Origin of the sequence: Streptomyces sudanensis (genome assembly GCF_023614315.1) — a bacterium.
In the GTDB taxonomy this organism is placed as follows: Bacteria; Actinomycetota; Actinomycetes; order Streptomycetales; family Streptomycetaceae; genus Streptomyces; species Streptomyces sudanensis.
Genome location: NZ_CP095474.1, coordinates 2,031,080 through 2,043,147 on the forward strand (window position 1 = coordinate 2,031,080; position 12,068 = coordinate 2,043,147).

Annotated in this window: 12 protein-coding genes and 1 tRNA gene; 7 read left to right on the forward strand and 6 right to left on the reverse strand. The window is 76.3% G+C overall.

Annotated elements, in window-relative coordinates; genetic code table 11:
* Nucleotides 1-12: 12 nt before the first annotated feature.
* On the reverse strand, nucleotides 13-1,605 hold the full coding sequence (locus MW084_RS09375) for a dynamin family protein (RefSeq protein ID WP_010473991.1): 1,593 nt from the start codon (nucleotides 1,603-1,605) through the stop codon (nucleotides 13-15).
* A 308-nt stretch (nucleotides 1,606-1,913) separates the two neighbouring features.
* On the opposite strand from MW084_RS09375, the gene MW084_RS09380 reads away from it, so the two are divergent.
* The 5 genes from MW084_RS09380 to MW084_RS09400 all read left to right on the forward strand — a co-directional run bounded on the left by MW084_RS09380 (nucleotide 1,914) and on the right by MW084_RS09400 (nucleotide 4,635).
* A tRNA-Arg gene (locus MW084_RS09380) sits at nucleotides 1,914-1,986 on the forward strand.
* Between the two features lie 144 nt (nucleotides 1,987-2,130).
* Nucleotides 2,131-3,315 carry a helix-turn-helix domain-containing protein gene (locus MW084_RS09385; protein ID WP_010473992.1) on the forward strand — a complete coding sequence of 395 codons (1,185 nt, stop codon included), beginning with the start codon at nucleotides 2,131-2,133 and terminating at the stop codon, nucleotides 3,313-3,315.
* A gap of 155 nt (nucleotides 3,316-3,470) precedes the next feature.
* On the forward strand, nucleotides 3,471-3,698 hold the full coding sequence (locus MW084_RS09390) for a hypothetical protein (RefSeq protein WP_158684362.1): 228 nt from the start codon (nucleotides 3,471-3,473) through the stop codon (nucleotides 3,696-3,698).
* Nucleotides 3,695-3,850 carry a hypothetical protein gene (locus tag MW084_RS09395; RefSeq protein ID WP_158684363.1) on the forward strand — a complete coding sequence of 52 codons (156 nt, stop codon included), beginning with the start codon at nucleotides 3,695-3,697 and terminating at the stop codon, nucleotides 3,848-3,850. Before MW084_RS09390 ends, MW084_RS09395 begins: the two co-directional genes overlap by 4 nt.
* Before the next feature lie 374 nt (nucleotides 3,851-4,224).
* Nucleotides 4,225-4,635, forward strand: a complete 411-nt coding sequence (locus tag MW084_RS09400; protein ID WP_010473993.1) for a hypothetical protein — start codon at nucleotides 4,225-4,227, stop codon at nucleotides 4,633-4,635.
* A 69-nt stretch (nucleotides 4,636-4,704) separates the two neighbouring features.
* Here the strand turns inward: MW084_RS09400 and MW084_RS09405 are convergent, their stop codons facing one another.
* Nucleotides 4,705-4,902 (reverse strand): hypothetical protein, encoded by a 198-nt coding sequence (locus MW084_RS09405; protein ID WP_010473994.1) that lies wholly within the window; start codon nucleotides 4,900-4,902, stop codon nucleotides 4,705-4,707.
* Nucleotides 4,903-5,456: 554 nt separating this feature from the next.
* Between MW084_RS09405 and MW084_RS09410 the strand changes: the two genes are divergently transcribed.
* A complete protein-coding gene (locus tag MW084_RS09410) occupies nucleotides 5,457-5,792 on the forward strand; it encodes a YnfA family protein (RefSeq protein WP_010473995.1) in 336 nt (111 codons plus the stop codon).
* Between the two features lie 201 nt (nucleotides 5,793-5,993).
* On the opposite strand, the gene MW084_RS09415 is transcribed toward MW084_RS09410, so the two are convergent.
* Complete coding sequence (locus MW084_RS09415; protein WP_010473997.1) at nucleotides 5,994-6,623, reverse strand: class F sortase; 630 nt, start codon at nucleotides 6,621-6,623, stop codon at nucleotides 5,994-5,996.
* A 5-nt stretch (nucleotides 6,624-6,628) separates the two neighbouring features.
* Nucleotides 6,629-7,318: a DUF4142 domain-containing protein gene (locus MW084_RS09420; RefSeq protein WP_106428135.1), complete on the reverse strand. Its 690-nt coding sequence runs from the start codon at nucleotides 7,316-7,318 to the stop codon at nucleotides 6,629-6,631.
* 463 nt (nucleotides 7,319-7,781) lie between these two features.
* Between MW084_RS09420 and MW084_RS09425 the strand changes: the two genes are divergently transcribed.
* Nucleotides 7,782-8,420, forward strand: coding sequence for a helix-turn-helix domain-containing protein (locus MW084_RS09425; RefSeq protein ID WP_106428136.1), 639 nt, complete (start codon nucleotides 7,782-7,784; stop codon nucleotides 8,418-8,420).
* 87 nt (nucleotides 8,421-8,507) lie between these two features.
* Here the strand turns inward: MW084_RS09425 and MW084_RS09430 are convergent, their stop codons facing one another.
* The gene (locus MW084_RS09430) at nucleotides 8,508-9,365 is read right to left on the reverse strand and encodes an ABC transporter permease (protein ID WP_010476562.1); all 858 of its coding nucleotides are present in this window, start codon (nucleotides 9,363-9,365) and stop codon (nucleotides 8,508-8,510) included.
* Entirely contained in the window at nucleotides 9,362-12,007 is a 2,646-nt protein-coding gene (locus MW084_RS09435) for an alpha/beta fold hydrolase (protein ID WP_010476560.1), read from the reverse strand. The genes MW084_RS09430 and MW084_RS09435 overlap by 4 nt, the downstream gene beginning before the upstream one ends.
* Nucleotides 12,008-12,068: the final 61 nt, after the last annotated feature.

A 12,068-nucleotide genomic window follows, 5' to 3' on the forward strand; every position in this document is an offset into this window, starting at 1 on the left:
ACTCACCCGCCGTCACCTCTCCTTCTGCAGTACGGACAGTGCGGCGATCAGTTCGGCCTGCGGTTCCGGGGTGACGTCGAACGCGTCGATCGGCGCGATGCGCCGGTCGCGTTCCTCCCGCAGGACGCGGTCGACGTACAGGTCGACCAGTTCCGCCCCCCTGTCGCGCAGGCGCAGGGCACCCCGGGAGCCGAGCAGTTCCGCGAGCTGCTCCTGCGCTCCCGGCGCGCGGTTCCCGCCGAGGAGGGTCGCGGCCAGCAGCGCGGCGACGGTGTCGGGGTCGGGCGCGGGGGTGCGCGCACCGCGCCGCGCCGCGTCCTCGGCCAGTTCCTCCAGTACGCGCCGCCAGCGGCGTACGGCCATGCCCACGCGCTCCCCCGCCTCCCGGTCGTGTCTGAGGGGGAGGGAGCCGAGGGCGGCGGCGGCCGGTTCGCGCCGCCACGCCTCCCGCAGCCGGTCGTCCGCGGCGGCGACGGCGCAGTGGAGGAGGGCGCCGAGGGACTCGGTGAGGGCGTCGAGCAGTTCGTCGGGGGCGCAGTCCTGGGGGTGGGCGCGCCAGCGGGCGCGGGCGTCGCCGGACAGGACGGCGCCGCGCCGCAGTTCGTGCCGCACCCGCTCGCCCTCCTGCTCGTACGCCGTCTCGACGGCGCCGGTGAGCCGCAGGACGGCGGCGCACTGGGTGGCGACGGCACCGGCGAGCTCCGGCATGCGCACGCGCAGGGAGTCGATGACGCCGCCCGCGGTGCGGTCGGCGGTCTGCCGGCGGGCGGCGGGGTCCTGGGCGCGGTGGGCGAGCCAGGCGCGGAGGGGGGCGACGGCGGTGTCGGGCAGCAGGCCGCTGCCGCCGCTCGCCGACTCGGGCAGCTCCGGGATGGTGAACCGCGGTACGGCGCCGAGCCCCGCCCGGGTGAGGAGCGCCTCGTACTGGCGGGAGACCTCGCCGATCACCTGGTGCGGCACCCGGTCGAGGACGGTGACGAGGGTGGCGTCGTACTCCTTGGCCGTGCGGAGCATCTGCCAGGGGACCGCGTCGGCGTACCGGGAGGCGGTGGTGACCATCACCCAGATGTCGGCGGCGCAGACGAGTTCGGCGGCCACCTCGCGGCTGCCCACGACGAGGGAGTCGATGTCGGGGGCGTCCAGGAGGGCGAGGCCTCGGGGCACGGTGGCGGCGGTCTCGACGCGCAGTACGCGGCCTTCGTGCTCCTCGTCGCCGCCCTCGCCCGGTGCGCCCCAGACGCGGGTGAAGCGGGGCAGGACGCGCGTGCCGGAGAACCAGTGGTGCTCGTCGGGGTGGCAGACGAGCACCGGGACGCGGGTGGTGGGCCGCAGGACGCCCGCCTCGCTGATGGGGCGCCCCACAAGGGAGTTGACGAGGGTGGACTTGCCGGCGCCGGTCGACCCGCCGACGACGGCGAGGAGGGGGGCTTCGGGGTCCACGAGCCGCGGGACCAGGTAGTCGTCGAGCTGGGCCAGCAGTTCGGCCCGCGTCTGCCGCGCCCGGGGAGCACCCGGGACGGGCAGGGGCAGACGCACGGCGGCGACACGGTCGCGCAGGGCGGAGAGTGCGTCGAGGAGCTGAGGCCGTACGTCCGAGGTCACCACATGTGAAGAATGCCCAATTTCAGCATCTTTTTGAAGCGTATGACCCTCCCTGCGCGCCGGTATCGCACGGGGACAGAGGGGACGAGCGGGGCGCGGGCATAACGAGTGCACAACACCCGGCCCGCCAGGCGCGAAAAGCGCTGCGGAATTCGCACTCGCCTGCGATTATCGGGTTCGCTTCACTGAACCTCCACATCGTGCCACGCAGGTGAAGCGGCCGGGCCAAGGCGAACGGAGCCCTATCCTTGTCCCCGGCGAGGTCACGGACCACCCTCCCGGGCTCCAGAGGCCGCAAGGCCGCACCACCGGCCCCCGTAGCTCAGTGGATAGAGCAGGTGCCTTCTAAGCACTTGGCCGCAGGTTCGAGTCCTGCCGGGGGCGCTTCGCGCAAGCTCTTGGGAAAGGCCGGGGGACTTTTCGTCCAAGAACAGGAAGGGCCCCCGCACCGGGCAGGGGGCCTCATCCGGTGTACCGGCTGGTCGGCGGCGGTACCGTTCTGATGTCGAGTCAGGACTGGAGACCAGTATGCACTCCCTGCCGCACGACCACACCGGTGCGCGCATCAAGCGCCTGCGCCTGCAGTACGGCCTCACCCAGAAAGCCCTCTCGGACCTCTCCGGCATCCCCTACAGCACGCTGACCAAGACAGAGCAAGGCCGCATCGCCGCCACCCCGTACGTCATCGCCTGCGTCGCCAGGGCGCTGCGGGTGGAGCCGGCCGCCGTGACCGGCCAGCCGTACGCCGACGAGCTGCGGGCCGACGCCCTGGACGTCCTCCTCCTGCCGATCCGGGAAGCCCTGGACGTCTACGACCTCGGCCCCGACCCCGACATCACCCCCCGCCCGTGGCGGCTCCTGCACGCCGACGCCGACGAACTGCTGCTGGACGTACGGGCCGGGCAGATCAAGAAGGCCGCGTCCCACGTGGCCGGGCTCATCCAGGAAGTGACCACGGCCGCGCACCTGACGCAGACGGCGGACGGGTGGCGGACGCTCGCCAGCACCTACCGAACCGCGTACGACGTCGCCACGAAGCTCGGCTACAGCGACCTCGCCGTCATCGCGCTGAGCCGGATGGACTGGGCCGCCGTGCACGCATCCGACGCGCTGGTCGGCGGGATGTACCGGTACATGCGTGCCCTCACCCACCTCCGGAGCGGGCAGTACCGCACGGGGGCCCGGCTCGTCCAGACCGGCTTCCAGGTCCTCGACCAAGCCGAGGAGGGCCGCGAGCGCGACGCCGTCGCCGGCCAGCTGCACCTCGGCGCCGCCGTCCTCGCAGGCCGCGCCAAGCGCGCTCACGACGCCGAGCAGCACCTGGCGGAGGCCGACCGCCTCGCCGACCGGACCGGAGAGGCCGTCGAGGTGCACTGGCTCGCGTTCGGCCCCACGAATGTGGCGGTTCACCGGGTATCGGTGCTGGCCGAGCTGGACAGGTACGACGAGGCCGTACGTGACGGGGTGCAGGTGACGCTCCCCGACGCCTATCCCGCGTCGCGTCGCAGCCATCACTACGCCGACCTGGCCCGCGCGCAGATGTGGGACGGTGATCTCTCCGGCGCCTTCGCGAGCCTGCTGGCAGCACGCAAGGCAGCTCCCCAGCAGGCGAAGTACCACCCGATGGTCCGGGAGACGTACCACGGCCTGGAGGCCGCGAAGCGCGCCCTTCCGGACACGTTCCTCTCCTACGGCACCTGGCTGGGCATCTGACCGTCCGTGAACGTCTGGCCCCAATTATCACGAGATGTTGACAGTTGGGGCCTTGCCATGCGGCCAACATGTGAGGCACGTCACCACGGCTGGTGGCGGTGCGCCCCGGCACCGGTGGGAGCCGGCCCGGGCGTGGCCGACTGCAAGGAGTCGACATGGCATCCCCCTCACACCCTGACGTCCCCGCTCGAAGCGTTCAGCGGACCGGTGGCGGGATGACGCTGCGCGTCTACCGTGTCCGGCCGGACGGCACGACGACCACGATCCGGGAGCGGCGGGAGGTCGAACCCGCGAACGACATTCCGCTGTCGCCGATGTTCCCGCCGTGCTCCTGTCCCCGCTGCGGCACTCCGGCGGACGACGAGCGCGAGGCCGCCGGGTGACCGACCCGCAGGCCGCCGGCCGCTCCCCGTACCGCGAGGAAGGGGACGGGCACGAGTTCCGCCATCCGCAGGACGTGTACGCCACCGTGCCGGGCCGCCCGCCGATCGGGCCGGTGTTCACGATCCGCTGCTCCTGCGCCTGTCACCGGTAGGCCGCCCCGACGCCCCCGCGGTTCTGTGAGGTGTGCGGGCGGCTCATCGACGGCCCGGCCGACACCCGCACCCCCGACGGCGGGTCCGGCGCCGCCCCGACCCTGCACTTCCACCCCGAGTGCCCCCGACCCGGGACGAGCGGCCGTCGCTCGCCGGCGGTCGGACGGCACGGCCCCGCCGACTCCGCCCGCCGCTTGCCGCCTGCCGCTTGCCGCCTGCCGTCTGCCGTCTGCCGTCTGCGGCGGAACGGCGGCGATGGCGGAACGGCGGCGGCGGACGGACCGCCCCGGTCGGCACCCGCCCCCAAAGGCGCCGGTCGGGGCTCCGTCCGCTCCTAGACTGGCCGGGCCGCGACGAGAGGAAACGACCGCATATGCGCCCTGCCCGCTTCGCCGAGTTCGTCATCGACGCCGTCAAGAACCAGCCCGCCACCACTCGCGTGCAGACCCTCGCCGAGGCCGGCGACACCCAGTACCCCTACGGCGTCGCCCTCACCCGGTCCGACGGCCGCGAGGTCCGGTGGCAGTTCACCGGGCAGCTCCCGGAGGGCGCCAAGCACGACGGCTTCACGGACGAACCGGTGACCGGCACGCCGCCCGCCGCCGGGCCCGCACCGCAGGACGGCGACACCCCCGAGGCGTGGCTGGCCGCGGTCCTGGCGCACGCCGAGTGCCCCGAGATCGCGTCGATCGAGCGTTGGTCGACCCGACCCGACCCCGGCTCGCAGCAGGGCCTCACCCTCACCTTCCACAACGGCGCACGAATCTTCGCCCGCGTCCTCTGAGCCTCCGGACCGCCCGGCGGGCCGGACCAGCGCGGGGTCACGCGGTGCGCTCCCGGCGGAAGCGCGCCGTCACGCCGGGGACCGGTCGTGCCCCGGGTGGTCCGGGTCGTCCTCGGCGGCCGGGAGGTCGCTGCTCCCCTCCCACCAGGGGTTGACCCAGCCGCACACCCCGCACGCGTACCGGCCGTTCAGCCCGGCGATGTGGGCGCTGCACTTCCGGCACTCGGTCGTGGTGATCTCGGGGGTGTGCGTCGTGGACGCGCTCATCTCAGGCTCCTGGTCCGGGTACCGTCCCGCCGTCGTCGGGCCCCGATCGGGCCGGGTCCGCCGCGGCGGCGGCCGACCAGCCGCACAACCTGCTGCACACCCAGCCGGGCCCCTGCTGTAACGCGGGTGCCCCGCACCGTTCGCAACTCACCACGTCCCTCCCTCCGGCCGCGGGCGCGCGTACCCGCCCGCCGCGGCCCCGGTGTGCCGGGGCGGGCGGAAAGCCCCCCACGAGGGCGGTTTCCGAGGGCCTCCCCCACGTGCCCGGCGACGGCGGCCTCCTGACGTACGGTCAGAGCCGGGGCCAGTATGCCCCCACTCCCCCGCCGCACGGCCAGGCCGGCGCGCGGCGGGGCCCGCGCCCGCGCCGGGGGACGTGCGCCCGCCCCGGGAGGGCGAGGGGGTGCCGGTGCCCGGGAGGGCGAGGGGGTGCCGGTGCCCGGGACGGCCCGGTGCGGGGAGCCGCACGGCGGGGTGCGGGAGGAGTGCGCGGCGGCCCTGGCCCCGGTACGGCCCGGCGGGGTCGGACCGTACCGCCGGTAGGGTCGGCCGGTATGACCGTCGCCCGTTCCGTCGTCCTGTTCCTCGTCGCCGCCCTCTTCGAGATCGGCGGCGCCTGGCTCGTCTGGCAGGGCCTGCGCGAGCAGCGGGGGTGGGCCTGGGTCGGGGCCGGCGTCGTCGCCCTCGGCCTGTACGGGGTGGTGGCGACCTGGCAGCACGAGGCCCACTTCGGCCGCGTCCTCGCCGCGTACGGGGGTGTCTTCGTCGCGGGGTCGATCGCCTGGGGCATGGCCGTCGACGGCTACCGCCCCGACCGCCACGACGTCCTCGGCGCCCTGGTGTGCCTCGCCGGGATGGCCGTGATCATGTACGCGCCGCGCGGCGACTGACGCCGGCGCGCGGCGTCCGCCGGGGCGCGTCCCTCCGCGACCCGCGCCCGGAGTCGCGCCCCGGCCGGTACCGGCACCGGCACCGGCGCCGGTACCGGTAGCGGGAGGAGCGCGGCGGAAGGAGCCCGGCGGGAGGGANCCCGGGGCCCCTCCCCGGACCCGTCNNCGCCCGNGNNCGGGCGGNCGGGCCGCGCCCGGTTCTCAGGCGGGTACGCCGTACACGACGAGGTTCTCGGCGTACTCCCGTTCCTCCGGGTCGAACGCGCCCGTGCAGGTGACCAGTACCAGCCGGGGGGCGCCCTCCGCCGAGAACAGGTCGCCGGGCAGCTCGCCCGACCGGTACGTGCGGCGCGCCACGATCCGGTACGTGTGGCGGCCGCCGTCCGCCGCCGCCACGTGGGCCAGCGCGCCGATCGGCAGGGAGTGCAGCGCCTCGAAGGGGCCCGGCCCCTCCGCCGCCGAGTCGAGGTGGCCGGCGAGCAGCAGGGTGCCCGCCGCCTCGCCCGGCCGGGCGCCCAGTGCCCACCAGCCGAGCCGCGACGGGGACGCGGGCAGGTCCAGCGCGCCGTCGTCGGTGCCGCCGACGGGGTCGACGGGCATGCGGCCGATGTGGCCCGGCACGGTGAGGGCGACCGGCGGGGAGTGGGCGGTCGCGGCGGCCGGGGCCGCCGTGCGGCTGCCGGAGGGCACCCTGCCCGCGTCCGGCGTCGCGGACGGCGCGGCCACCGGGAGGAGCAGTGCCAGGGCCACCGAGGCGGCGCCCGCGACCCCGGCCCAGGCCGGGAGGCGGCCTGGGCCGGGTTCGGCGGTCAGCCTGAGGTGGCCGCCCACGGGCGTCAGCGGATGTCGTTGCGGCGGATGCGCCCGGCCGCCCAGAAGGCGGCGCCCGCGACGAGCATCCCGCCGACGGCCATGGCCGGTACCGCGACGAACGTGGGGACGCCGTCGTCGGCCTGGGCGGCCTGGCCGCCGTCGCCGGCCCGGATGCTGTGCGGGACGTGCGCGGCGTCCTCGTGGCAGGTGCCGCCGCGGACCATGGCCAGGTGGTGGGCGACGACCGGGCGGGCGGCCTTCGCGGCGGCCGTCACCGCCGCGTTCTTCCCCTTGGCGATCTGGTGGTCGATCATGCCGAGGGTCTTGGTGTGCGAGGCTTCCTGGGCCTTCAGCCAGGCCGCGTCGTAGGCGCCGGTGCCGGCCTTGGCCATCACCGAGGCGAGGATCCGCTGCTGTTCGGGGGAGGGGGCGGCGGGCAGGTCGACGCCCAGCTTGTCGGCCAGGGCGCGGGCCGCGGCGTCGAGCTTGGTGTGGTCGCGCACGAGGACGGCGCCGACCTTCTTCACACAGGCGGTGGTGGCGTTCTTCTGGGCGTCGCGGCCGGCGGCGATCTCGGTCAGGTTGCCCTGGTGGGCGGCGCGGAGGAACGCGTGGTCGGTGGGGGGCCGGTCGGCGGCGAGCGCCGGGGCCGCGGCTATCCCGGAGAGGGCGAGGCAGGTGAGGGCCGTCGCGGCCCAGCGGTGGGTACGCATGGCGATGTCGTCATCCGTTCGTCGGTCGTCGGTCGTCGGCCGTCGCGTCGCGCCGGCCTTCCGTCCCATCGGGGCACACCGCTCCGCCCGTCGCCATCCGCGGTACTGCGAACCGGTCGTGCCGTCACCCGGACGGCGGGCGCGCCGCCGCACGGAAGCGCGCCGGAGCGGCCCGCACGGGACGGGCGCCCCCGTCCGCGCCCCGAGGCGCTGGCTTGGACTCGCCATCGCGAGGAACGGACCTTGTCACGGTGCGGAGTCACATGAGTACATGGAGTGGCGCATGTGCGTCCTGTGGGGAAGACGGGGGTGGTCGGCCGTGGTGAACGTCCAGGGCTCCGTACCGGGCCCGGCAGCCGCGCCGCAGGGACGCCGCGAGGGCGCCCCGCTCCGGGAGGTCCCCCCGCAGGCGCCGCGGACGTCCGCCGCTCCCCCGCGGGCGTCACGGCCGCCCCTGCAACCGGTGACGGGCACGCGCCACGTCTGTGCCGCGCTCGCCGCGCTGACCGAGTCCGCCCGCCGGGAACTGCTGACCTTCGACGACCCGGCGATCGGGCTGCGGCGGCCGGTCCCGGAGCCGTTCGCGGAGCTGGTGGACGCGTACGTGCGGAGGGCCGCCGAGCGGGTGGGGACGGTCCGGCGGGTGGTGCCGCGGCACGCGCTGGCCCGCCTGGCGGACGCGGCCCCGGGCGGCCCGGCGCGGCCGGCCGTGCGGGCGCGGCTGGCGGACGCCATCCCGTTCGGGATGATCGTGGCGGACCGGGCGGTGGCCGCGGTCCCGCTCGACCTGGAGCTGCTCCACAACGGGCTGCTGCTGATCCGCGACCCGGTGCTCGTCCGGGTGCTGGTGCGGACGCACCGCGCCTGGTGGGACGCGGGTGAGGACGCCGACCGGGCCCGCCGCCGGGGCGCGGCGCTGCCGCCGCGGCTGCGCCCGGTGCTGGACGCCCTGACGACGGGGCTGACCGACGAGGCGGCCTCGGCGCGGCTGGGCGTGTCGACGCGCACGTACAGCAGGCGCGTCGGCGAGCTGCTGGCGGCGCTGGGGACGACGAGCCGGTTCCGCGCCGGGGCGGAGGCGGCCCGGCGCGGCTGGCTGTGACCCGCGCGGGCCGCCCCGNNCGGGCGGCACGGCGCGGGCGCCGCGGCCCNNNGNNGGGGCGCGCCCGGCGGCGTGCGCGGGCGGGCGCTACGACACGATGTCCTTGCGGGCGAAGCCGCGGAAGGCGAGCGCGAACAGCACCAGCGCGTACGCCGTGGACACGGCCGCGCCCCTGGCCATCCCGCCCCACTCCGGCTGCGGCTGGAGCGCGTCGATCCAGGCGTACTGCCAGTGCGCGGGCAGGAACTCCCGCCAGTCGCCGAGCGCCGTCACCGCGTCCAGGACGTTGCCGACGATGGTCAGGCCGACCGCTCCGCCCACCGCGCCCAGCGGGGCGTCGGTGCGCGTGGACAGCCAGAACGCCAGCCCGGCGGTGACCAGTTGGGACACGAAGACGAACGCGACCACGATCCCGAGCCGCCCCAGGCTGTCCGCGGCGGGCAGCGCCCCGCCGGTCGGCAGCCGCAGCGGCCCCCACCCGTAGGCGACGGTCCCGGCGGCGAGCGCGACCAGCGGCAGCAGCACCATCGCGGCGGCGCTGAAGCCGAGCGCCACCACGAGCTTCGACCACAGCAGCCGGGCGCGGGGCACCGGCGCGGCGAGCAGGTAGCGCAGCGAGGACCAGCCGGCCTCGGAGGCGACGGTGTCCCCGCAGAACAGCGCCACGGGGATCACCAGCAGGAAGCCGGCCGAGACGAACAGGCAGGTCGCGGCGAAGTTCCCGGCCGACGCGGTCGCCGTGTCGATGAGCGTGATCCGGTCGTCCGGCCCGTCGTCCCGGTCGCCGCCGATGGCGAAGGCGGCGATCAGGACGAGCGGCAGGACGGCGAGGATCGCGCCCATCACGGCGGTGCGGCGCCGCTTGAGCTGGCGCACCGCCTCGACGCGCAGGGGCAGGGTGTGCCCGGCGCGGTAGCCGGGCGCCGAGTCGAGCTGCGCGGTCATGCGGCGCCTCCTCCGATCAGGGTGAGGAACGCGTCCTCCAGGCGGCGGTGCGGGCCCACGCCGGTCACCGGCACGTCCAGCCGGACCAGTCCGGCGACGAGCGCGGCCGTGGTGGCGGTGCCGTCGAGCCGGACCAGCAGGCCCCCCTCCACGCGGGTCGCGGAGGCGACGCCCGGGAGCGCCCCGGCCTTCTCGACGAGCGGTTCCGGCAGGTCGCCCTCGACGGTGACGAGCAGGGTGTCGCCGTTGCCGGTGATCTCGGCGACGGGACCCGCCTGCACGAGCCGGCCCCGGTCCATGACCACCAGGTGGGTGCAGGACTGCTCGACCTCCGCGAGGAGGTGGCTGGAGACGATCACGGTCCGGCCGCCTGCCGCGTAGCGGATCATCACGTCCCGCATCTCGCGGATCTGCGGCGGGTCGAGTCCGTTGGTCGGCTCGTCGAGGATGAGCAGGTCCGGCAGGCCCAGCATGGCCTGGGCGATGGCGAGCCGCTGCCGCATGCCCTGCGAGTACGTGCGGACGGCGCGGGACAGCGCCGCGCCGAGCCCGGCGATCCGCAGCGCCTCGTCGATGTGGGCGTCCCCGGCGGGGCGGCCGGTGGCCCGCCAGTACAGCTCCAGGTTCTCCCGCCCCGACAGGTGCGGCAGGAAGCCGGCGCCCTCGACGAACGCGCCGACGCGGGACAGGACGGGCGCCCCGGGCCGCACCGCGTGCCCGAAGACCCGGATCTCGCCGGCGTCGGGCGTGATGAGGCCCATCAGCATGCGCAGCGTGGTGGTCTTGCCGGCGCCGTTGGGGCCGAGCAGCCCGAGGACCTGGCCCTTCTCGACGCGGAACGACAGGTCGCGCACGGCGTACGCCTCGAAGGACCTGGCGTAGCGCTTCGTCAGGCCGTCGATGACGAGCGGCACGGCGGCCAGTTCCGGGTCCGGGGCGGGCGCGGCGGTGCGGCGGCGGGCCGTCAGCAGCAGTGCCGCCGCGACGAGGGCGCCCCCGGCGGGCAGGCCCCACACCCACCAGGGGAGCCCGGCGGCCTGGGTGCGCAGCGAGGGCGCGGTCGGCACGGACAGCCCGTCGCCGGCGAGGGCGACGGTGTACGCGGCGGGGGCGGCCGGGGAGGCGTAGCCGAGGTCGGTGGCGGCGAGGACCAGGCGCAGCCGGTGCCCGGCCTCCACCTGGTGGTCGATCGCGGGCAGCGTCAGCTCGACGGTCCGGCCTCCCCGGGCGCCGTCGACGCGCACCGGCGCGACGAGCTGGGCCGGCAGCACCTGCCGGCGGCCGTCCGGTCCGACGTCGTACACCTTGCCGAACAGCACGGCCTTCCCGCTGTCGGAGGAGACGGTGACGCGGACGGTGGGGGTGCCGGTGATCCGCAGCGGCTCGGTGAGCGGGCGGGTCTCGAAGCGGGCGTGCTGGCCGGGGAAGTCGAGGGAGACGCCGACGCCGAGCGTGGACAGCCGGGACAGGCCGGCGCCGACGCCGGGCACGGTCGAGATGCCGGGCGGGGCGGCCCCGGCCGGGTTGCGGAAGGTCTGCGGGGGCCCGGCGAGCGGGATCGTGCGGGTGCCCGCGCGCAGGCCCGGGTAGCGGTCGGCGGCGGCACCGCGCAGGGTGGCGCGGCCGTCGGCGGAGTCGACGCCGCCGGTCCGGCTGACGCGGAAGGCGGGCCCGGTGTCGGCGGTCGCGTCGCCCTTCAGATACCGGTCGAACCAGGCGGTGACCCTGGCGTGGACGCGGTCGGCCTCCGGGGCGCCGCCGTCGTGGCCGCCGGCGGCCCAGTCGACGGCCACGGGGGCGCCGTTGGCGGCGACGGCCCGGGCCGCCGCGTCGGCGTGGGAGAGCGGGAACAGCGAGTCCGACTGGCCCTGCACGATGAGGGCGGGCACCTTGATGCGGTCCGCGACGGCGGACGGGCTGCGGGCCTCCAGCAGCGCGCGGGCGGCGGCGTCCGGTTCGCCGGTGACGGCGACGCGCTGGTACATGGCGCACAGTTCGGGCTGGAACCGGCCGCAGGCGGTGGACGGCCCCCCGGCGGGGCCGCCGGACCCGGTGGTGAAGAAGATCCCGGCCCACAGCTTCTTGAACACCCCGTCGGGCAGGAGCGCGTCGGCGAGGTTCCAGTACGCGATCTGCGGGGCGACGGCGTCGACGCGCGGGTCGTGCCCGGCGGCGAGCAGCGACACGGCCCCGCCGTACGACGCGCCGGTCACCCCGACGCGCGGGTCGCCGGCCAGGTCGAGCCGCACCTCGGGGCGCTTCGCCAGCCAGTCGACCAGCCGCCGGACGTCCTGGACCTCGTGGCGCGGGTCGTTGAGGCCGATCCGCCCGCCCGAGCGGCCGAACCCGCGGGCGGTCCAGGTCAGTACGGCGTACCCGTCGCGGGCGAGGCGCTCGGCCTGGGCGCGCACGGCGTCCTTGTCGCCGCCGAAGCCGTGCCCGACCAGCACGGCGGGGCGGCGGCCGGGGCCGGACGTGAAGAACGACGTGTCGATCTGCGCGCCCGGCATGGCGAGCACGGTGTCCTCGCGGTGCACGGCCGCCTCGCCGTCGGAGGCGACGGCGCCGAAGGTGCCGGCGCCGGCGAGCAGTACGCCGGCCGCGGCGAGCGCCGCCCACCGCCGGGAAAGTCGGATCCGCATGCCCCGACCCTAGACCGCCGCGGCGCGGCGCCCGCCGGCCCCCCGCGCCGACGGNCCCNGC

Coding starts and splice junctions, on each gene's coding strand:
- MW084_RS09430 (WP_010476562.1), bottom strand. CDS start 9,365: ATGACCGCGCAGCTCGACTCGGCGCCCGGCTACCGCGCCGGGCACACC.
- MW084_RS09405 (WP_010473994.1), bottom strand. CDS start 4,902: ATGAGCGCGTCCACGACGCACACCCCCGAGATCACCACGACCGAGTGC.
- MW084_RS09420 (WP_106428135.1), bottom strand. CDS start 7,318: ATGCGTACCCACCGCTGGGCCGCGACGGCCCTCACCTGCCTCGCCCTC.
- MW084_RS09435 (WP_010476560.1), bottom strand. CDS start 12,007: ATGCGGATCCGACTTTCCCGGCGGTGGGCGGCGCTCGCCGCGGCCGGC.
- MW084_RS09390 (WP_158684362.1), top strand. CDS start 3,471: ATGGCATCCCCCTCACACCCTGACGTCCCCGCTCGAAGCGTTCAGCGG.
- MW084_RS09385 (WP_010473992.1), top strand. CDS start 2,131: ATGCACTCCCTGCCGCACGACCACACCGGTGCGCGCATCAAGCGCCTG.
- MW084_RS09410 (WP_010473995.1), top strand. CDS start 5,457: ATGACCGTCGCCCGTTCCGTCGTCCTGTTCCTCGTCGCCGCCCTCTTC.
- MW084_RS09400 (WP_010473993.1), top strand. CDS start 4,225: ATGCGCCCTGCCCGCTTCGCCGAGTTCGTCATCGACGCCGTCAAGAAC.